We start from the raw sequence: 20,123 nt of genomic DNA on the forward strand, positions 1-20,123 counted from the left end.
CGTCGCGGGCCCAGCCGAAAACAACCAGCCCCCAAGCTGATTGGCGCTGCATGACCCAATACGGGTCAACTCTTAGTGGTTGTGTTCAATGTGCGCGGCCGCGCTGTGTCGGCGGAACGGATCGCCGCCGGCGCGATCGCTGCGCAGCGGTTGGCGGTGCTGCTGGGTAAGCCGGTCAGACGGGCGCGGGCCGCGCTGGCGCGCAGCTTGTCCTGTCCGGCGGGCGACGTCGAGGCGCTGCTGCGGGCTCGCGGCGACGATGCCATCGCCGACCTGATAGAGACTGGAAGTGCGAAAGGACGGCACAGTGGTTGAAGTTCCAGCGGTGATGACGACGACGCGGGAATTCAGCGAGACGGTCCGCTGGATTCGCTCCAGGGTATTCGGGGTGTCGTTTGAGGACCTGCTTGACTGGTTCCGCGACGGCGACACAGAGAGGTTGACGTGGGCCAGCGGAGCGCTACTGGAGGTGGAGACCGGCGGCTCGCAGATCACGGACAGCCTGCTGGGCAGCTACTCTGCGGCGCTGCAATTTAGGTGTGGAGAGTCGGTTGACTCGTTGATACCCGCGTTGGCTATCGCGCATTTCCGCGATCGAGAAACAACACGAGCACTGTCCGACCAATTGGCATCTGAGCGCTTGCACCGCACCGACATAGAGCATCGTTTCGTCCTGGGGGCCGAACTCAAACAGCCCGATTTCGTTCCGTTGATCGTGTCGTCGTGCGTGCCGCTGCCGGCCGCCGCCGACCACCTGGCCCCACGCCACATCGAGGCATTCGCTGACAACGCGGCCACTATCGCAACCAGTCGTAACGGGCTGCTCGTAGTGCCCTACACGCAACGCCGCCGGGCCAGGCTCGGTCGGCTGGGTTCGCGCGACCGAACTACTGTCTACGCCGGTTTACCCGAACATGGGTCCGTCAACGAGCAGCCACTCATTGATCCGCTGGAAGGGACCACCACACTCAGACAGGCGTGGCGAGTCGCCGCCGCCATGGGTGCGGCGCCTCACGAGGTCGCCGCGCTCGCGTGGGTGATGCTGCTGACCTACGCTCTGGCGCGGCGCAACTCGCGTACCCCGATGATGCTGTGGGCGTCTCTGGACCGCCAGGGCCCCCAGGGGTATGAAGCCGCACTGGCCGAGGTAGTGCCGGCCAACTCGATCGGGTACCTGCCTGCCGTGGACCTCATGTGGTCGGTGGCGCGTCGTTACCTGAGCGGCTGGCACGGCGAGTACGGGCGAACGCCGGTGGATGCCAGCGCTGGGGCGCCCACACCACTGGACGTGTATCCCAGCCGTGATCCGTTGCCAGCTGGATCAGAGTTGCTGCGCCACACCGTTTTCTATGACGAGCGAACTCTGGCCGGGCTGCCCGAGGTGCTGGGATGTCTCAGCCCGGCCCTGCATCTGAGTGACACCGCGCTGACCATCCACGCCGATATACAGTTTGACCGAATTTACTGGCTTCCCACCGGTATCCACGATCGCATTCTGGTCACGCACGACGGCAGCCGGACCTGGTCGCCCATTCTCGTGAAGTGAATGCGGCTTAGCGGCCTTTGACGGGTTGGTCGTCGACCGCTGATTGGGCGTCCAGATGGGGCCCGCCGCCGCTGGCGGTGCGCGCGTCTGTGGGGCGAGGCGCCGCGGTGGGTGGTGGTGACCGCCGGGTGCGACCATCGCCGTGGCCGGCGACGGGTGCGGTGTCCTCGTGCGACGGCGCACCAGCGTTGCCGGCGGGCGCCTGGTTGGGTGACGATTGCGCGGCGCGGCGTTGGCTGTGATGCGATGTGGCGGCGCGGGCGGCGATGACGGCGGCGGCGACTTCGGGTGCGACGACTGCGCCGGCGGCTTCCCCGGCGGTTACCGCGGTCCCGGTGGCGGCGGCCGAAGCTGATGTTGCCCCCGCTGATGCGCCGGCATCTGCGCCGGCGGCGGCAGCCCCTGAGGGGGCCGGCGGTGTCGGGCTGGGTGTGTGGGGTGCGGTGGTGCCGCTGCCGGGGTTGGGTGGAGGCCCGCCGGGTGGGCGGCCTTGGACGGGGGTTCCGGTGAGCGGTTCGTCGGGATGGGAGCTGGGTTCGTCGCCGGTGTCGGGTTTTTTCGACCAGGGGGCGCGTGAGTTGAGGTCGCGGGCGCGCTGGTAGCCGTCTTGTCCGCGCTGGTAGCCCTCGCGGGCCTTGTTTTGCAGATCGGTGACGGTGTTGGTGAGGTCTTGGCGGGTGTGGTCGCCGAGTTCGTGTTTGAGCCAGCGGAATACGCCGATGGCGGCCACTGAGGTGATGGCGATCATGAGTAGGCGGGCCAGCGGGTGGGTCATACCGACTTGGTCGGCGTAGCCGCCGATGGAGGCCATTTTGAGCAGGATGATGGCCGCGACGGAGATGTAGGTGGTGTAGGCGAACACCAGGCCGGCGTGTTTGAACATCAGCGTGAAGCGGCGGATGGCGCGGCGGCGGGGCCGGCCGTGGATCATCGCTGTCGCGGCAGTGGCCACCGATAGCAGCGCGTTGATGAACGCTGCGCTGCACACCATGACGTAGCTGTAGGTGACGTAGCAGACGAATGCGGCGAACATCGCGCCGAGTAGGGCGTAGATGAGGCCGACGGCGAGGTTGGCGCCGCTGAGGTGTTGGGCGAAGCTCAGGGCGTCGGGTGCCCCGCAGTGGGCCATTTGGTGGGCGGCGTCGGCGGGGTCGCGCGGGTTGAGCATGGCGGCGGTGTATGCCTGTCCGCAGTCACCGATGTTGTCGATGGGTGCGCCGAAGTTCATCAGCTGCAACGGCATTCGCACGGTGGCGTCGGCGATCAGGCCGGTCAGGTGTTGCAGCTGGGCGGTGGAGCCGCCGGTGGTCAGGGGCCCGTTGTGGAATGCGGCTTGGGCCATGGTGAAGCCGAGGTTGCGGCCTTGGGTGATGAGCCCGTTTTCGTTGTAGAGGTCGGCCAGCGGGTTGCCGGTGAAGATCATGCCGACCACGCCCATGGCGAAGCTGGACAACATGATGCCGGTGCCGTGGCCTTTGCGTCCGTGCCAGAAGATGTGGAAGGCGCCGACGGCCAGCCCGGCGACCAGGCAGGCGGGAAAGACCCATAGGTCGGCCAGGATTTTTTGGAGGGTGGCGAACAGTGGGCGCACCCAGGTGGCCAGCCAGTACAGCCAGGTGTTGGACATGGCGAATTTCAGCAGCCACAGCGCCATGGCCATCAGGAAGATGTAGATCGCGGCTTCCCATTGCAGCAGTTGGCAGACGGTTTCGTGGGTCAGCCCGACGTTGACGGCGTTGGCCAGCCATCGTGCCCAGCTGGCGGGGTTGGCGCTGATGGGCGGGCCGGCTTTGGTGATCGCTTCGCTGGTGTTGACCACTGACAGGTAGTAGTTGCCGATCGGGACGTGGTGGCTGTCGGTGATGCCGGTCCAGTTCAGCGCTCCGGCGAGGGTGGATGCGGCCGCGGGCGGGGCGGCGATGACCGCACAGGCGCCCAGCGTGTGGGTGGTAAGCCAGAGTGTGGCCACCCGCCGCAGCCGTGGTCGCAGCGCGAGCTGGTAGCCGATGTATTCGGCGGCGCGATGACTGAACGGTGTTGCGGTGCTCATGCGGCCCGCCCGGGGGTGGTGTCGTAGGCGTGGTGGAGGTGGGGGTCGGGTTCGGAGGCGACCCAGATCGGGGATTTACGCCGGAATTCGTCGACAAAGAACCCGTAGCCTTGCCGGGCCCGGCGTGGTGTGGCCGCGCCGCTGTCGTCCTGGTTGTCGAAATCGGTGGGGTCGCGCATTTCCTCGGCGCTGGGCTGGGCGAGGAAGAATTCTTCGATGTCGGGGTAATCGTCAAGCGGCAACCCGATTTTCGCGGCGACAGCGCGGGCCAGGTCGTCGTTTTCGAACGGCATGATCAGGTGTTGGGTGATGAATTGGTCACCCATGAGGGCCAGGTCGCGGATGGGGTCTTGGGTGATGATCATCAGCCCGGTGTAGTGCTTGCGGGCTCGGCGGCTGATCAGGTGTGCGTCATCAGCTCCGGCGCGTGAGTTGAGCAGGGCGGCAGCCTCTTCGAGAACGATGAGGCCGAATCGGTTGGGGTGGGCGAAGAAGGTGACGCGGGCCAGACGCACCAGCATGCCGTAGATGGCGACCGAGGCCCGTTTGCGATCGGATAGCCGCTCATAAAGGTGGGGGGTGTTCATTTCCTCGGCGGTGGGCAGATCCAGGCTTGCGGTGAGCCAGATGGTGACATCCAGGCGGGCCAGGTCGGGTACGGGCAGGTCGGGGTTGAAAATGGCTTGGGTGAAGTCGTAGGTGGCCCACGATTCGAGGGCGGCCAGGATTGGGGCGAGCTCGTCGGCGAGTTTGACGACGCCGGGGGCTCGGGTGTCGCCGCCGCTCGCGGGGGCTTGAATGCCGCGAATGTAGCTGGTCAGCGCGGCGGTGCTGGTGATGCCCAGGTGCCGGCGGGCATCGGCGGTGAGGATGGTGCGCAGTCGTCGCACGGCGTCGCTGCGGGGGTCGAGGCTCATCATCGGAACCATGTAGTCCAGCCAGTAGCCGCCGGCCACAGCGGCGGGGAAGATGCGCAGCGGGTCGCAGCTGAACTGGTTTCCGGCCATGTCGATGACCGCTTTGTTTTCGATGTCGTCGAGCGCTACGGCCCATTCGGTGCCCGGGTCGACGATGAATCCTTGTGTGCCGCGCTGTATTTCGCCGCGCACGATGCGTTTGGCGGCATAGGATTTGCCGTAGCCCAGGGCGCCGCTGAGCACCAGACATGGGTTGCGGTTGCGCCGCGCGGTCCCTGGGAGGTCGAGCAGGACCGCACTGCCCAGGATGCTGTTTCGGTTGAAGCCCAACAGGATTCCGGTGGTGTTGCCGACCATGGAGGAGATGAACGGCACGAACCGGGACCATTTTTTGGTGGTGGTGGGTTGGGTGAACTGGTCGGCGCCGGTTTTGTGGGTGGGGGCTGCGGGGTTGAACACCGCCCACAGCCGGGTTTGCGCGCCGCGGTAGTGCCGCACGGCGATTTGACCGGATCCGGTGAGCGCTTCGCGGAGACGTTTGACGGTGAGGTCGAGTGTGGCTTGGTTTTTGGCGCCGACGGCGATGAAAAACGCTGATTCCAGGGGGCGTTCGTCGATGTTGGCTTGAAGTTGCCGGTTGTATTCGGCGAGCTGGCGTGCGGCGATCGACAGTTGGGCGTCGCCGTTGTGGACGTCGTCGCGCTGGTTGAACTGGTCGTCGATGTTGCCTTTGGCCCGGTCGTTGCGCACGAACGCCAGTTCCCGGTTGAGCAGCACGAGGTTGACGGCGAAGTCGAGGGTGGCGCCGGTGTCGACGTCGTCGAGGGCTTGCATAATCTCTGAGCCGGGAAACACGATGCCGGCGGTCGGCATGTCCACCACCGGCAGGATGGCTTGGTAGCTGTCGGGGTAAAGCCCGTCGGGGCTGGATACCCGCAGGGTTTTGCGCCAGGACGGGATTCGGCGCAGCCCGCCGGCCCGGGCGGCGATGACGGCGGCAGCCAGCAGCGCAAAGAGAACGGCGGGGGCGATCGCGCCGAGGGCGAACCCGCCCACCGCCAGCACCATGATGACGGCCGCGGCCGCACGCAGGGGAAGGGACCGGCCGGCGTGGTGGAGTTGGTCGCCGTCGTCGAACTCGGCGACGGGAAGGGTACTGGTGTCCAGGCAGGCGTTGGTGTTGCGCCGGCGGGGTAGTGGGTTGTTGAACACTCCGCGCCAGGCGTTGTGCCGCCAGAACCAGTCGAGCATGTCTTCGCTGACCGGTTGCGGCGCGAACTGTTCGGGCAGCGAAGTGGTGATGTCGTGGGCGAGTTGGTGGTAGGCGGCAAGGGAGTTGGCGGATTGTTTGTCGCGTCCGGCCAGCCAGTCCTTGACTTTGGTGGCCTGGCCGGCGGGGCTGTGCCCGGCGCGGCCGGCGTCGACGGGGATCGCCAGCCAGTAGATGCGGGTGCGGGGATTTTCGTCTTTGATGACGGGCGCCATTTGTTCACAGGCGTTGACCCAGCCCGGTTTGTCGTTGTGGCCGTGGCGCATTGCGCGCAGCAGTTGGCGCTGCGATTGGGGGACGCACAGCCCGAATGCCCAGGTGCCGGCGGGCAGTTCTCGGGCGAGGGTTTGGTGGCTATCGGCCACCGCGATGCGGCGTTTGGTGGATTGCAGGTAGTAGGGCAGTCCGCTGATCAGATAGTGGGCGTAGACGCCGTGGGCGGTGAAGCTGAGATTGCCGATGATGTTGGCCGGCGGGGCCAGCAGTGGATGCTCGGCGCTTGTTTCGGTGCGCGGGCATACCGCGCGCCACAGGCTGCGTATCCGGAAGCCCACGGTGGGGCGGGTGCGCGGCATGAGGGCAGCGGTACCGGCCGCCGCTCCGGTGGCCAGCAGGCCGATGATCAGCGTGGTGCGGGCGTGCCCGGAGTTCAAGGTGAGCGCGGTGGCGATCGCTGTGAGGGGTACGCCGGTGTAGAGGCTGATCGCCACCCACATGCGCAGGGGTTTGTCGAACAGGATTTTGGTGTACACCGGGATGTCGTGGACGCCTTTGAACAGTTGCGCCGATTCGACCATGGTTTCGAGTTCTCCTGTGAGACTGTGATATTGGGTGCCGGATCAGCGCGCGCCGATCCGGGGGTCACCGCGGGTTTGGGTTTACTGGCCGAATTGGCCGGTGGTGATGCCGGTGCGGTCTGTGGTGCGCTTGGCTGAGACATAGATGGCGTAGCCAGAGCCCACAACGACGGCGACGACGACGCCGACGAGTGCCCACAGCACGGTCTCGCCGACGCGGCCGCCGAAGAACGCGGCGGTGGCGCGCGCTCCTCCACCGAGCAGAATGAGCACGACGAGGACCCCAACACCGATGGTGTAGAGGGAGTGACTGCCCGACACCAGGTCGTTGGCGGCCAAAAGCGTTGGCGTTGAAGGGATTGCGGTGTGCATGGTGATTCCTTTCGATGGGTTACTGCGTGGTTGTGAATTGGGTTGAGATAGGTGGGGGTCCGGTCGGGTGTGCGTCGCTTACGTGCAGGCTGTTGGTTAAGCACAGATAGGCCATGAGGGCTCCGGCGGCGATGACGGTTGTGCGGCAGGCGATTCGGGTGGCGCGGCGCAGGCGCCGCGCGGTGGCGATGATGCTCAGCGCCGCGACGGTGAGGGCTCCAGATCCGAAGACGTTCAGGACCTTGTCGGCGGTGCGGGCGATGTCGAACAGGTTCACGGGGTTGACGGGGGGGTGGTGGCAGGGATGACGGGGGTCAGTTCGGCGTCGGGGGCCAGCAGTGGTGCGTAGTCCAGTCCGGCCACGCTCCATCGGCGGCTGGTCACTTTCAGCTCGATCGGGTAGTTCAGCTGGGTGGGGGCGAACTGGTTGGTGACGGCGTCGGCGGTGGCCAAGACGTGCAAGGTGGTGCCGTCGGGGGGAACGTCGTGATCTGGTGCGCCGCGGTTGGCCAGCAGCTTGCTGACCCGAACGGTGCGGTAGTCGGCGGCGGGTACCAAACCGGAGTCGGCGGTGACGTAGCGTTCCAGGCCGCCGGCGTTGGTGAGGTAGCTGGTGAGAAACCCTGCAACAGTGGAAAATACCGGTGAGCTGTCGGCGACGGCGGTGGGGTAGGCCAGCGGGGCGTCGGCGCCGGCGCCGGGCCCGTTGACGCGGGCGGGCAGGGCGCTGGCGCGGGGTCCGTAGTTGCTGTAGACCACGGGTAGCCGGTAGTAGGCGGTGTGCGGGGTCGCGGCCTCGAAGGGGCGTTCGGAAACGGTGATGACCGCACTCCACTGTTGGGTGGTGCCGGTGTCGTCGACCAGGGTGACCGCCGAGACGGCGGGGGAGGACACGATGACCGCCGGTGTGGCGGGCAGGCGGATCGGATCGCGCAGCGACCAGCACTCTTGCAGGGTTTGCGGATGGGTGGCGGTGGCGGTGAGCCAGCGGATGACACAACCTTGGGCATAGGAGCCGATCAGCGCGGTGCGGTTGACGGCGCTGCGGGCCGGGCCGGCGATGTCGATCGGTTCGTCGGTGAGCCAGCCCCAGATGGTTGAGGCGGCGACCACGGTGCATGATCCGATGCCGATGGCCATGACGGCCCGGCGAAGCGTGGTGCCGGTGGTGTTGAGGCGGTGACGCCAGGTGTTGGTCAACATCAGTGCAGGTCCTCGCTATTGGGGTGGGTGGCCGAACAATTTGATCGATGACGTGGCAAAGCTGTTGTCGGCGGGGCTGCCCAGGATCGGGCCCAGCGGATTGTCGTCGCCGGCGGGTGTCGATGTGGTGGGCGCGGCGTCGGCCGGTGCGCGGCCGACGCCCTGGACGAGCATGAGCACGGTGGAGGCCAGCACACCGTGGCCGGGCATGGGTTGGCAGGCGTCGCCGTGCACGCTGTTGGTTTCTTTGGGGACCACGGTGGGGGGGCTGTCGTTGAAGGTCCATTGGACGCGGGTCAGCACGCTGTGTTGATGCCACTGGTCGGCGCCGGAGGCGTCGTGGCCGACCCATCCTGGTGTGACGCAGGCCGCGGTGATGACCATGGTCCGGCCCAGGTCGAGGCGCACGTATTGGCCGATGTTGCCGCCGGTGACACATACCCAGGCTTGGGTGGGGTCGGTGCCGGCCGCCGATTGGGCGGCGGTTGACCCGGGCAGGCAGCCGACGGCGGTGGCGGTGTAGGGGATCGGGGGGTCGGTCGCCTCGGCGGGCTGGGCGGTGGCCGCGGTGGTGGGCGCGGCGGCTGCGGCGGGCGGCCGGGCTGGCGGCGGGGCGAGGTGATCGGGGTCGGTGGTGTGGGGTTGGCTGCGCATCGCGAGCAGGGCGCCGGCGGCGATCACGGTCGCTGCGACGGTGGCACCAGCGAATCCTGCGGCGATGCGTTTGTTGAACCGCGGCGGCGCCTCAATGGCGGACGGTTGCTGGCTGCCGTGCGTGATCGTCGGTGCGGCCGTAGAGTCGCCGGCAGCGCTCGGCGCCACTGCCGGGGCCTCGTCGATGTCGGAATCGCTGCTGTCACGGCCTAAGTCGGGATTGTCACCGCCACCCCCAGGCGGCGGCGAGTCGCCGCCGGGCTTGGAGGCAGGCGGATAGTGGTTTTTGTCGAGGTCGGCGGGCTCGTCGAGCGGCACGGCTTGCTCATCGCTGCCGCACTCGTCATAGACCACGTCCGGGTCAATCTGGCCGTCGTAGACCGCTTCTGGGTCGATCTGGCCGTCGCAGACGCGCAAGTCCCTCTCGGACAGCCAGGTCTCGGTCATCTTGCAGTACTCGGCGGGATCGGTGACAGGTTCACTCATCAGCGCCGCCACTGCGCCCGCCAGCAAATACCCGCTGGGATGGCGGCGATGAGAGCGGTGCGGCTCGGCGCCTACGCCCTGCCGCCGTGGGAATGGTAGCTACCATCAAATGTCTGCCTTTCGTGTCGACGTCAGCTTAAAACGCGCACCAACTGATTTTCGACGGCCGTAGCGAAATATGTTGATCGGTTGTTACCGTCGTCGATGTGAACGCAATACCGGCGGACGGAGTGGCGCGGTTGATCTTTTTCATGGAGGACCGCATGGCCCAGCTGCGCTGGACGCGCGCCGACCTGGCCGCGGCCGGCGGGCCGTCGCCGTCGACGATGAATATCGCTGCCCACCGCGGGGGGCGGTTGGCGCCGCGTACACTGGCCCGCCTCGATGTGGCGCTGGGCTGGCAGGAAGGCTCAGCGGCGCGCACCGTCGCCGGCTTCAGCCCCTCTTTACGGATATCTGAGCAGGTCAGCATGTGCAGCGCGGCGGTTGATGCGGCGCGACGCGACGCCCAGCACGACGGTGTGGCGCGCTGCGCGGGCGAGCTGAAAAAGTTTCTGTTGGACGTCGCGCAGCGCCTCGACGACTTCTACACTGAACCTAGCGCGGCCATGGGATGTGATGCCGGTGGCTGTGCCTCCTGACCGGTATGACGAGATCCGCCGCAAGTGGATCGCTCGTCATCAATACATTTTCACATTCCAAAAAAGGCGGGCTGAAATACTGGCCCAACAAATTCGCGACCGCGATCAAATTCTGACCGGTGCGCGGGTTGACACCGCCGACGACGACGTTATCCACCCCTGGTATATGCGGCCCCCGAAAACGCCGTACGGCATGGCGGAATGGGTGATTCTCATGGCGGCGGGTGTCTTGGCCCCGATGGGGTGGCCAGCAGGCAAAGCGGTGTCAAAAATGGTGACCCAGCTAATCCCCGACGAGCTGCGCTCGTATCCGATCGCAGCGCTGCTATGGGCGTCGGCAGGTGTCGGAGCGCCGCTGCCGCTGCTGCTGTGGCTGACCGGACCGGGGGATTCGCTGCTGTCGGCGGCCGCGGCGCCGTGGATGGTGGCCCAGATCCCGGCGGCGCTGCTGACCGCCGGACTGTACGGGATCGCCGAGGGTTGGCTGGCCGTCGACGGGGCCCGCGACTGGTGGCCGATGCGCCCGCCGCCGCAGGTCGACGATATCGACTTCGGATTCGTGCAGCCCGACGATCTGACCGGCCCGGGGATCTTCCCCACCCGCCGCGAACACCCCCCTGGCGATCCCACCCCGAAACGGAGAACGTAAGCGATGTATGTAGCACCCTCGACGCCGTATTGCGGGTTCGTCCGCGACGAGTCGACCGGCAAGCTGTCGGTGGCCGCCGGGGCCTGCCATCAACTGGTGTCGGCGCCCACCGAGACCGGCAAGACCCGCGGAGTGTTGGCGCCGGCCGCGGTGCTGTGGGGCGGGCCGGCAGTGTGTGTGTCGTCGAAAGACGACCTGATGTGGCTGGTGTGCCAGCGACGTTGGGGCCCAAAGCAAGTCATCGACCTGCGACCGGATTATTCACCGGTGTACCCACCCGACGCCGAGGTACGCTCCTTTGACCCGACCAAGCTGATCAGCACCCCGGACCAGGCCGTGACCATGGCGAACACCATGATGCAAATGTCCGCGGTCGGGCTCGGTTCGGGTGTCGATCAGGTGTCCGATGCCGGCATTTGGGAGGCCAACACCGAGGCCCCACTTGCAGCGATGCTGTATGCGGCGTCCCCGCGCGGCAACAACAAAGGCATCGGCTGGGTGTTGCTGGCCGTGGACAACATGACCAAACCCAACCCGAAAGCCCGTGCCGCTACCGACGCACCCGGGTGGTACAGCGCCGCCCGCGAAAACGCCTCCCTTCCCCTGTTCCGCAACGCGTTGATGCGCACGCTGGCCATGGACGCCAGACAGCGCGACAGCATCGCCTTGACGATGCGCAAGGCCGTCACTCCGTGGATGCGCCTATCGCTGCGCGGGATGGACCAACCACCGTTCGAGGAGTCGTTTCTAAACAGTCCCGATGCGACACTGTTCATCTTGTCGGCCGCCGAGGGCTCGGTTGCCGGAGCGGCGGTAACCCTGCTCGAGCATCTGGTCCGCAGCTGGCGCGCCAAGACCGAGCGCAAAGAGATGCTGCACCGGCTGTTGATGGTGATCGACGAAGCCACCAACGTCGCCCCTATACCTGCGCTGCGCCGTCATGTGTCGGAAGCTCGTGGCCTGGGCGTGAATCTGGTGATCTCGGTGCAGGCGTCCAGCCAGTTCGACACCGTCTACGGCCCCAGCTATGCCCGCGAGCTGCGCGACACCTTCCCGGCGGCGCTGATCATGTATGGCGCAGCGGAGATGGAGATGCTGCAACGGGCCGAACAGTGGTCGAGAGAAACAACCCGCCGCCAAGAAACGTTCGATCAGGCCAGCGGGGCCAAAACGCTGTCGTCACACCTTGGCCCGAGTCTGGACTACCGGCGGCTGCTGCCTCAAAACTTAGGTGAGGCAAGGCTTTTGCGGCGCGGCACAGCGGGTGTGTCGACCGAATTACCGGATTGGCCGGTCTTCGTCGAACGCTACGACCGAGCGGTCCGCGCGCTGCTCAACAACGGTGACCAGCAGGCCACCAAAGCGCCCCGCAACCTGTGGGAGTGGGTGGCACAACGCCACCGCCGCGCCGCCCTGGCAAGTGCGAAATCGTGAACGCTGAGCAGCTTCGCCAACGTCTCATCGCCGCGCTGGCCGCCGCCGGCGAGCCGATGACAACCAGCGTGCTGTTGACCACGCTCAACACCGGCAACACCCCGGCGGACCGCCCGATCGTTGTCGAAGAGGTCTACCGCGGGCTGAGGATTCTGGCCGATCAAGGCGTCGTCCGCCGCGTGACCGGCCAGCCCGGACGCAGCGCCCATTGGGCACTGACCCGCATTACCCGCTGAAGGAAAGGCACCCCCGGCGATGTCCACATATCTCGACACACCACAGGCACAGCAGGGTCGCAGCGACAGCGACGACTCGGCGGCCGCGGCTGAGCACTCGGCCGACATCGCCGACATGGTGGCGATCCGCGCCGAATCCCATGCTGGGCGCGCCGGCGGCTGGGCGCGCGACGCCCAGCACTACGCGGTTCTAGCTGAAATACGGTCCAGCACAGCGCAACTAGGCGGTGGTCGCGCCACGGCGGCCGCCCGTGAGGTGTGGCACACCGTCGCGATCGCCATGCTCGCGCTCGGATTGGTGTTCGGGATCGCCCTGAGCGTTGCGGTCGACGACGCGGTCGTGCGGATCGTGCACAACACTGTCGGCATCACCCAAGAACGCATTGTCCACGACACCCGCGCCGTCCAACCTGACAGCCTCATGCCCAGCGAAGGACCGCGCGATAAAGATGCGGTGCCTGGCGGCTCAGCTACGACCAGTCCCGGCCCCACCACGTCGCGCTGATGATCACGCGGTCAACATGTTGCGGCGGAAATAAGATGGGCACAGTTGGGCGGTTCTCAGCGGCCGACAGCAGCGAGTGGGCGCTGCTTGTCGCGGACAACCTTGCCGCCGAGCTACGCCGGCGTGGCTTCGACGCCCACCGTCATGGCCGGGGCGCGGGAGCAATCGGCGTGGAGATCCGCGCCGTGCACGTCGCAGGCTGGCGATACCCAGACGGGCGCTGGGAGTTTCAGGACCAGCCCGTTCAAATCGTCGGCGACCTCGACAGCACAACGCAACTGCGCTGGTGGCTGGTGGACGGGCGCCGCGAGCTGGAGGTGCCCGCGTTCGGATCTGTTGAGGCGATCGCGGAATGGATCGCCGGCGAGCTTCCCGCGCCCAATCACCTGACGTGCCGCCTTGAACGCCATCCCGACCTCATCGACGCAAATTCGCCGGCCATCCCACCCGACTGGTTTGAGGCATGGCAACTCAGGGAGGTACACCATGACGGCTTTTGACCCGACCATGCTGGCTTGCACACCGCAACTGGCCCTCACACTCGCCGAGGGGCTACTGCATAGCGCAGCGGCCAGGGAGGGCGATTCCTACGCGGTGTGGGTCAGTAACGCCACGCTCCCGCTGGCGGGGCTGCTGTACGCCGCACGTCAGGACAACCTCGGTATCGGCTGGGTGCTGGACGCCGCGGCGAATACCTATCGCGACGTAGACGAACACGAACCGGGATGGGTCAACGCCGCGCAACGGGTGGCTGACGCGCCGCTGCTGGCCACGGCGCTGAGACGCACCGTGAATATGGATGCTCGGCAACGTGACAGCGTCGCCATGACGGTGCTGGAGGCGTTGGCGGCGTGGCGGCCCTCGCGAGAGGGAGGCTTGCGGTGAACGACACCCGGAAAGGGCCTTGGCTGAGCGGTCTTGCGGCCGCGATCACCGTCGCGGTGGTGCTCATAGCGACGGTGATCGCAGGGACATGGCACGTGGTCACCGATTTCGCCGACACCGCCAACGACACCGCCTACGTTCCCTGACCGGTGGGCTGATGGGCGCACCACCCCGCGAACACACGTGCCTGATCAAAGGGTGCCCTGTCGATGTGGCGCCCCCGGAGTTGATGTGCGAAGAGCACGCGGCGATGGTGCCGGCAGCGCTACGGGCATCACTAACGGCGACCTACCGGAGCGGCCAGGAAGTCGGCGGCGCCAGTGCAGAGCACCTGGCCTATGTCGCCGCCGCCGTGGCCGAAGTCGCCCATAAACAATCCCGGCAACAAGGTCGCAAACCCCGGGCCCCCGGCAAGCCAGTCCAGCTGGCCCTGTTCGAGGTACGGGAAGGCGTGAAGCCGCAACGCTAGGAGTTAGGGCGCCAAGATGACCGACGAAGCAAGCCGCGTGCTGGGGAGGTGGCCCGTCTTCCTGCAACGCCTATGGGCATGACATTGAACTTTTGGGCTGGCAACGATCTGGTTGCAGGCGCGTCCTGGGGAGCGCGGCGACAAGATCAGACACCGGTTCGGCACAACCTGGACGAAGGATAATCGGCGAAAGGAGGAGGTGTGACACAAGGCTATGTGATGCGTTCTGAGATCACCTACCGCAGTGGTGAACGATACGCCATCTAATGCCGGAGGGGTCAACCAGCGACCAGCTGGCGTCCCTTCCCGGTCGTGTCCGGAATCCGGTGTAAATGGGGAGCACGGGCGTAGGTTCCGCTTCACGACCCTGAAAATCTCTCGGCTTTACAATTGTCTGCCCGGGCCCGCCAAAGCCTCCGGAGCGAGACCCGCGCCTCGTTACCCATAACACCATCTGGGGCCAGCTGCGGGGTGGTGTAACTGCCGCCCGATTTCCCCCGCCCGTATGCTGACGACGAAGCCGCGACCCGGCCCGTACTTTTACACCAAGTTTCGGACGCGACCCCCTTCCCTATAAGCCTCGCCTCGGCCGATAAACCCAATCTGAGTCGAGACTTGCGGAACACTGCAGCGGTTGTCCCGGCGCCTATTTGTAGTCGACCGCCCACTTCGACTTGTAGAGTGCTTCGGCATCATCGTTCGAGGCTGACTTGATCGCAGCGCGGACGTCCTCATCAGTCATGTCGAGCACCTTGAACTTTCCCTTGGTGACCTCGGCGATCGAATCGATCCGCTGAAAAACACCCGCGTGGTTCTCGGCGTAGGTGGCAAGTCCCTTCAGTTTCGGCAGCGCGTCGGGAAGGTGATAGCTATGGGGGTCGACGATCGAGACCCCGATCGACCCGTCCTCCTTGCGTGTGAACATCAGGAAATCCGGCCTCATAAGACGCGGAGCGCCCCTGAAGTCATAGGCGATCGACAACGAGTCCGTACCGGACCCTGACGGATTGCGGTACCAGGCGAGGAGTCCCTCTGCGCTCAGTTCGGAGTCCAACGCCGCTGTCTCCCACGATGTCGACTTCGACGGGGCCATCGGGTACTCGCCATCGTCGTCGGACAGCAAATGGTTCTCCAGGGTCGGCAACGGTACCTCGGTACCGTCTGCCTCGCGCAGCGTCGACATCACTAACCGCGACTTCGGCATTGACAAGTCACTGTCCTGTGGCTTGACGCTCATTGCATTGATCTGGCGATAGACGTCTTGGCGTTCCTCTGAACGGCTCTTGATCTTCTTCCGATTGTCGGAGTACCACTTTGTAGCGAGCTCCTCCGCGCCGGATTCCAGGTGTTCTTTGACGTCAGGCACTAACCCCATCGCCGCGACGATGGTGTGCGCTTCGAGCAGCTTGTCGTCGATGTCGGCAACATCGTCGTTGTCGGGGTCTATTTTGGCCAGATGCTCCGAATATGTGCGGCACAGGTCAGCACCCAAGATCCGGCCTGCCCGTTTGTAGGCATCCTCGATCACTGCGCGGTCAGCTTCCTCACTGAAATCGCTGAGGGACTTACCCTTTCCGAGTACATCTGTTTTAACCGACTTTCCCTCGACTGTGAGGACAGCTTTCTCGGCGGCGGCGATCTCGTCCCCAAACTTGACCCGCGCCGCATCGAGAATCTTGTGTAGCTCGACATGTGCGAGCTTGCCGCCGTTGGGCACGATATCGTCAAGGGCTAGTTCATGGGCCAACAAGGTGAATCGCTTGACGGGCTTGGCCTTTTTCTGCGGAATGCTCTGGGTGGGCAATGCCAGGAAGACATCCCAAACCTCCTGCGGGACAGCGGGGTTTGGTTTCACCTCAATCGGGTTGACCAATACGTCGCGGCCCGGTGGGACACCAGTGTCCTTGCTGCCGTTCTTCAACACATCGACGGCTCGGTCGACCGCGTGCTTGTCGAAGTATGGGAGCAGGCACACCACGGAGTTCAGCAGCTCATTGCCGGGTATGCGCCGCGCCAACGGAGTCCGGAGAGTTCGGCCCAGCAACTGGATGATGTACTCGTCGGTTGTCGAGCGGCGGAGCGAGACCATCACTTCCGCCCGTGGGCAGTCCCATCCCGTCGAGATCGCAGTCTTGGCAATCAAGACCCGTATCCACGTAGAATCCTGCACTTGCTCTGGCGGGATGTACGGCACCTGGTACTGGCCGAAGGCCTGGGTGGTGTGCTGGGCGAATACGTGAGCGACAGCTTCGGTTGGCAGGCCCGGCCAGCGCTGAAAGATAACGTCCAATAGCTCGCCGATGTCGTGGTGCTTGGGCGCGTTCTCGACCTGAAGGATCATCAACGGCTTGACGGGGTCCGCATCATCCTGCTCAGCGGCGTGCTGCTCCCATGCAGCGGTGGAGTCCTTGAGCTTGTCGGCTGCGCGTCGAACCAGAACCGAGTCGAAATTGCCCGCCTCATTAGGGATGTCCAGCACGATCGTGTCTTTGATGAGGCCGGACTCCTGCACCTGAACGGGGTCAACCGTGACACTCGAAAGCACGGTGTGCTTCTTGACCTTCGCATCGGTGAGGGCGGCGTTGAAACGATCGACGGTGGCTGAGATGCCCCAGACGACCGGCATGGGCGGAACGGATCCCGAGCCGTTGATGAGCCGTTGGACGATGGTGGTTCGGACTTCACCGTCTTCATCGTCACCCTCGTCGGCTGAGTATTTGCTCCCCGGTCCCATGCCGCGATGAGCCTCGTCGAGGACGAAGTACAGCGTCAAGTTCGGGTCGTCGGTAGTGTTGCGGAGGATGTCCCAAAACGAATATGGCTGCGACTCGGGGGGCATGTCCGGTAGTTCGGCGTCGCCGTTGTTCGAGTCATCATGTCCCCGAACAAGGTTGGCCTTCTTGTTCAGTTTTTGTGTGTTGAGGAAGTAGATCTTGCGAGGTTTTAGCTTGTCTTGCTTGAACGGGCTTTTGATGTCCACCATGTGTTCGAGCAGCTTAAGTTTGTTCGACGCCGCGTTGAGCCGGTGCTTCGTCTGGTCGTTCAGCGACGGGTTATCGCTGAACCACAACACCACCGCGCCGGGATCTTCTTCGAAATCATTCTCGTCATCGCCGAAAAACAACGCCTCGAACACGGCAGCCGCCATCACCGTCTTACCGGCGCCCACGACCGCCGAGAGCGAGAAGGCGCTGTGCTCGGCCTCCTCATGCCAGCGCTTGCGCGCCTTGCGCAGATGATCGAGTACATCGGCGACGGCTGACTGCTGATAGTCTTTGAGGGTGAACTCCATTCGTCAGTCCCCGTTCGTGAACTGGAAATTGAGTAGGTAGTCCTCGTAGAGCTGAACCACCTCCAAGGCGTCGGGCAAATGACGAGCGACCGACTGGAACCGACGATCGTCGTCGGTGACGACGTAGGCGATACGGAGTCCCTCGGCCTTCTTGATGGCTTCGCAGAAGTCCGCTGAGCGGTCAAGGTCCACAACGATGCCGTAAGTCTCGGCAATGTCCCAGCCAGTCTCTGGAATCGGGTCGATGCAGCGTCCAACGCCCCCGGCCCGGAGCCACAGCAGCGGCGCAACCTGCGCGTAGGCACGGTGGTGGCCGATGCTGATCGGAGTCTCGTAGGTCAGGGTGAAGAACGCCGCATTCTCCTCGAACCCATCGGAGATCTTGGACTCCGGAGCGAACTTGTAGCTTCCCTCAATCACCTTTCCCTCTGGGGTCTTTCCGGTGATCGCTGCCTCGATCCGAGGTTTGGTGATGTAGTCGCAGATGCCCCAGCACTCCCACCCGCTGTCACCTGGGCGGAGCTTCTGCTTGCGCAATGCCGCTTGTTCCTCGGCGCTGACCTCGTTGTTGGTCACGATGATCGACTGGCGTCGTCCACCGTCAAGCCGGTTGAGCCTCATCACCGCGTGTGTAGTGGTGCCACTACCGGCGAAGAAGTCGACGATCACGGCTTGCGGCTTGTTAGCCACGAAGAAGCGCAGAGCATCCTCTACCGCAAAGAGGGACTTCGGGTAAGGGAACTTCCGCCCCGGGATGAGCGAACCAAGTAGCGTAGAACCGTACTCGGATGCATTGTGCGCAGCGATGTTCCATTGCGACGGTGGCACCCGGTCATCGTCCTCATCGTCGGCGTATCCGCGCGCGATCAGGGAGCCGTCCGGTGCGTAGCCCTCAATCTCGAACTTGTCCGACATGACATCGGCGTACGCGCCGTCGGGAAGGTAGTTCACGACGTATCCGTACGCGGTTTTGTTTCCCAGTCGTACGCGGCCTTGCTCCATGCGGGTCAATAGCTCAGGGATACCAATCTGCCACCGACCTTCAGCCCCATTCCTGCGCAACGGAAGTATGGGGACAAGGCCCTTCTTCCTGGGTGCCTTGTGGACGCCTTCGGGCAGCGGGTCACCGACTTCGACGATCGCCCTGCTGGTTGGGTCGGCGTAGATCGGATAGAACATCGTTGGACGATCGGTTCTGGCTGATTCCGACCCACGGCGCATCATCGATGTCCAGTCTGGCTTGATGGTCTTAGCTCTGGGAACCTGCTTCTGCTGCTTCGCCTCCTTCACCGACAACGCCCAATCCGCCCCAAGCTGCATCCTGGCCGGTGCCGCCGTCCCGAACATGACGAAGTAGATGTACTCGTCGACGCGCCGGAACCCCGCATCCCGGTAGACGCCCTTGCGGTTGATGACCGTCGAGATCATCTGGATTCGTGCCTCGGGGAATACTTGCTCAAGGAGAAGCCCCAGCCGGTGGACTTCTTTCTCGTCGATCGTCACGATGAGCACCGCGTCGCGCGGGTTCAGCAGTTCCCCGGCCAGCTTGAGCCGCCGCTCCATGAAGGCCAGCCACTTGCTGTGGCGGTAAATGTCTTTCGAGTCAACGAAGTCGTTGTTGTACTTCCAGTCCTTGTCGCGCGTGTTGTAGGGCGGATCGATATAGATGACATCAACCTTGCCGCGATGAGTGAAGGTCAACGCCTTCAAGACGTGATAATTCTCCCCGTTGATCACCGTGTGGTAGGGCTTATCACTGCCGTGCTCGACCTTGCCGGTGGGAGCCAGGCCAGGGTAGATCGTGTCGCGGAACTCGGCCACCACGACAAGATCTGCGCAGTCGACGGCCTTGCTTTCGGGCTCAGCGGTCGAGATCGTCTCGACGTGCGCTCTTCGCTTCGTTCTGACTTTCTCGACCTTCTTCACGAGCCATAGCCGGGCATCGCCCTTCGCCCGGGAGCCTCGGGGCGGCAGGACGCGGACCTTGTCACCACGGCGAATGGGGCGCTTTGGCAGCTCAACCGTCTCGGGCCGGTGTCGCTCGAAGTTGAGGCCGTAGCTCAGACGCTCGGACAACGCCTTGAACTCGGCTGTCAGGTCGGCGCCAAGCTGAGTGTCGAGGTCGCGAGCGGCACTGATCAAGTCCGTTAGACGTGACACTCTCCGCTACCACCTCCCGCATCGGCAACCCCGCATCCGCAACCCTACGATGTGGGTCTCGGGTGTATGGAGGAGATGATCTAAGTCACCTCTCGCTCGTGAGATCCGGACCAGTCTTGGCCGATGCGGTCCCGTTGGCGCACGATGTCGTGCAGTCGTTAGTGGTGCAGAGAGAGTGCTTATTACCCCGGCCCGCAGATTCGACGGGGGCCGGTGCGTGGCAGCACGATGGTGGATCGTGACCAGCGTCGCCTTGCCTGAAAACCTTGCATGGAATCGTGCCGACCGTGGTAAGGATTTCGATGTTTGGCCGCGCCGTTGCAGCCATATAGGTCCGGTCGCACTGGTTGATCGGGGGTTTGCCGAGATTCGCGGCGCCCTCGATGCCACGGCATCCGGTCAGCGGCGCCTCGCTAACCGGCTCCAGCGTCTTATCGACCAGCAGACGTGGGCCGGCGGCGGCTGCGCCGGGTCCTTTTAACGCCTGGGCGACAGTCCCGCCGAGCGCGCGAGCCTCCTCGATGGAGATGACCGTCGATCACGGCGATGTAGGTTTT

The 20,123-nt window shown here is 64.8% G+C and carries 20 protein-coding genes; 12 read left to right on the forward strand and 8 right to left on the reverse strand.

All coding sequences use genetic code 11. From position 1 onward, the window contains the following. Positions 1 to 81: 81 nt before the first annotated feature. A complete protein-coding gene (locus AWC14_RS02675) occupies positions 82 to 315 on the forward strand; it encodes a hypothetical protein (protein ID WP_142281525.1) in 234 nt (77 codons plus the stop codon). Positions 316 to 469: 154 nt separating this feature from the next. After that, positions 470 to 1,546 (forward strand): hypothetical protein, encoded by a 1,077-nt coding sequence (locus tag AWC14_RS02680; RefSeq protein ID WP_142281526.1) that lies wholly within the window; start codon positions 470 to 472, stop codon positions 1,544 to 1,546. Positions 1,547 to 1,553: 7 nt separating this feature from the next. Here the strand turns inward: AWC14_RS02680 and AWC14_RS02685 are convergent, their stop codons facing one another. The 6 genes from AWC14_RS02685 to AWC14_RS02710 form a co-directional block, all read right to left on the reverse strand. Continuing rightward, complete coding sequence (locus AWC14_RS02685; protein ID WP_085240946.1) at positions 1,554 to 3,596, reverse strand: hypothetical protein; 2,043 nt, start codon at positions 3,594 to 3,596, stop codon at positions 1,554 to 1,556. Then, positions 3,593 to 6,580 (reverse strand): ATP-binding protein, encoded by a 2,988-nt coding sequence (locus tag AWC14_RS02690; RefSeq protein WP_085240948.1) that lies wholly within the window; start codon positions 6,578 to 6,580, stop codon positions 3,593 to 3,595. The genes AWC14_RS02685 and AWC14_RS02690 overlap by 4 nt, the downstream gene beginning before the upstream one ends. Positions 6,581 to 6,661: 81 nt before the next feature. Then, the gene (locus tag AWC14_RS02695) at positions 6,662 to 6,952 is read right to left on the reverse strand and encodes a glycosyl transferase family 39 (protein WP_085240950.1); all 291 of its coding nucleotides are present in this window, start codon (positions 6,950 to 6,952) and stop codon (positions 6,662 to 6,664) included. Positions 6,953 to 6,971: 19 nt separating this feature from the next. Further along, positions 6,972 to 7,229, reverse strand: coding sequence for a hypothetical protein (locus AWC14_RS02700; RefSeq protein WP_085240952.1), 258 nt, complete (start codon positions 7,227 to 7,229; stop codon positions 6,972 to 6,974). Beyond that, on the reverse strand, positions 7,226 to 8,155 hold the full coding sequence (locus AWC14_RS02705; RefSeq protein ID WP_085240954.1) for a conjugal transfer protein: 930 nt from the start codon (positions 8,153 to 8,155) through the stop codon (positions 7,226 to 7,228). Before AWC14_RS02705 ends, AWC14_RS02700 begins: the two co-directional genes overlap by 4 nt. 15 nt (positions 8,156 to 8,170) lie before the next feature. Beyond that, positions 8,171 to 9,295, reverse strand: coding sequence for a hypothetical protein (locus AWC14_RS02710; RefSeq protein ID WP_142281527.1), 1,125 nt, complete (start codon positions 9,293 to 9,295; stop codon positions 8,171 to 8,173). A gap of 206 nt (positions 9,296 to 9,501) precedes the next feature. Here AWC14_RS02710 and AWC14_RS02715 point away from each other — a divergent pair, with 206 nt between their 5' ends. The 9 genes from AWC14_RS02715 (at position 9,502) to AWC14_RS02750 (ending at position 14,114) form a co-directional block, all read left to right on the forward strand. Beyond that, positions 9,502 to 9,936, forward strand: a complete 435-nt coding sequence (locus AWC14_RS02715; protein WP_142281528.1) for a hypothetical protein — start codon at positions 9,502 to 9,504, stop codon at positions 9,934 to 9,936. A 271-nt stretch (positions 9,937 to 10,207) separates the two neighbouring features. Next, positions 10,208 to 10,585 (forward strand): hypothetical protein, encoded by a 378-nt coding sequence (locus AWC14_RS29380; RefSeq protein WP_249026296.1) that lies wholly within the window; start codon positions 10,208 to 10,210, stop codon positions 10,583 to 10,585. Between the two features lie 3 nt (positions 10,586 to 10,588). Beyond that, on the forward strand, positions 10,589 to 12,019 hold the full coding sequence (locus AWC14_RS02725; protein WP_085240960.1) for a type IV secretory system conjugative DNA transfer family protein: 1,431 nt from the start codon (positions 10,589 to 10,591) through the stop codon (positions 12,017 to 12,019). Then, complete coding sequence (locus AWC14_RS02730) at positions 12,016 to 12,255, forward strand: hypothetical protein (RefSeq protein WP_085240962.1); 240 nt, start codon at positions 12,016 to 12,018, stop codon at positions 12,253 to 12,255. Before AWC14_RS02725 ends, AWC14_RS02730 begins: the two co-directional genes overlap by 4 nt. Positions 12,256 to 12,274: 19 nt before the next feature. After that, on the forward strand, positions 12,275 to 12,760 hold the full coding sequence (locus AWC14_RS02735) for a hypothetical protein (protein WP_085240964.1): 486 nt from the start codon (positions 12,275 to 12,277) through the stop codon (positions 12,758 to 12,760). A 35-nt stretch (positions 12,761 to 12,795) separates the two neighbouring features. Continuing rightward, on the forward strand, positions 12,796 to 13,260 hold the full coding sequence (locus tag AWC14_RS02740; protein ID WP_085240966.1) for a hypothetical protein: 465 nt from the start codon (positions 12,796 to 12,798) through the stop codon (positions 13,258 to 13,260). Further along, a complete protein-coding gene (locus AWC14_RS02745) occupies positions 13,247 to 13,645 on the forward strand; it encodes a phenylacetate--CoA ligase (protein ID WP_142281529.1) in 399 nt (132 codons plus the stop codon). The genes AWC14_RS02740 and AWC14_RS02745 overlap by 14 nt, the downstream gene beginning before the upstream one ends. Continuing rightward, entirely contained in the window at positions 13,642 to 13,791 is a 150-nt protein-coding gene (locus tag AWC14_RS28515; protein ID WP_158089862.1) for a hypothetical protein, read from the forward strand. Before AWC14_RS02745 ends, AWC14_RS28515 begins: the two co-directional genes overlap by 4 nt. 11 nt (positions 13,792 to 13,802) lie before the next feature. Then, positions 13,803 to 14,114, forward strand: coding sequence for a hypothetical protein (locus tag AWC14_RS02750; protein WP_142281530.1), 312 nt, complete (start codon positions 13,803 to 13,805; stop codon positions 14,112 to 14,114). A gap of 646 nt (positions 14,115 to 14,760) precedes the next feature. Here AWC14_RS02750 and AWC14_RS02755 read toward each other — a convergent pair. Together AWC14_RS02755 and AWC14_RS02760 are read right to left on the reverse strand one after the other, a co-directional pair. Further along, complete coding sequence (locus AWC14_RS02755; protein WP_085240972.1) at positions 14,761 to 17,406, reverse strand: DEAD/DEAH box helicase; 2,646 nt, start codon at positions 17,404 to 17,406, stop codon at positions 14,761 to 14,763. A gap of 3 nt (positions 17,407 to 17,409) precedes the next feature. Then, positions 17,410 to 19,548: a site-specific DNA-methyltransferase gene (locus tag AWC14_RS02760; protein ID WP_249026297.1), complete on the reverse strand. Its 2,139-nt coding sequence runs from the start codon at positions 19,546 to 19,548 to the stop codon at positions 17,410 to 17,412. Between the two features lie 256 nt (positions 19,549 to 19,804). Here AWC14_RS02760 and AWC14_RS27935 point away from each other — a divergent pair, with 256 nt between their 5' ends. Further along, positions 19,805 to 20,047 (forward strand): hypothetical protein, encoded by a 243-nt coding sequence (locus AWC14_RS27935; RefSeq protein ID WP_142281531.1) that lies wholly within the window; start codon positions 19,805 to 19,807, stop codon positions 20,045 to 20,047. The last annotated feature ends 76 nt before the right edge of the window (positions 20,048 to 20,123 follow it).

This window comes from Mycobacterium kyorinense (genome assembly GCF_002101735.1).
GTDB lineage: Bacteria > Actinomycetota > Actinomycetes > Mycobacteriales > Mycobacteriaceae > Mycobacterium > Mycobacterium kyorinense.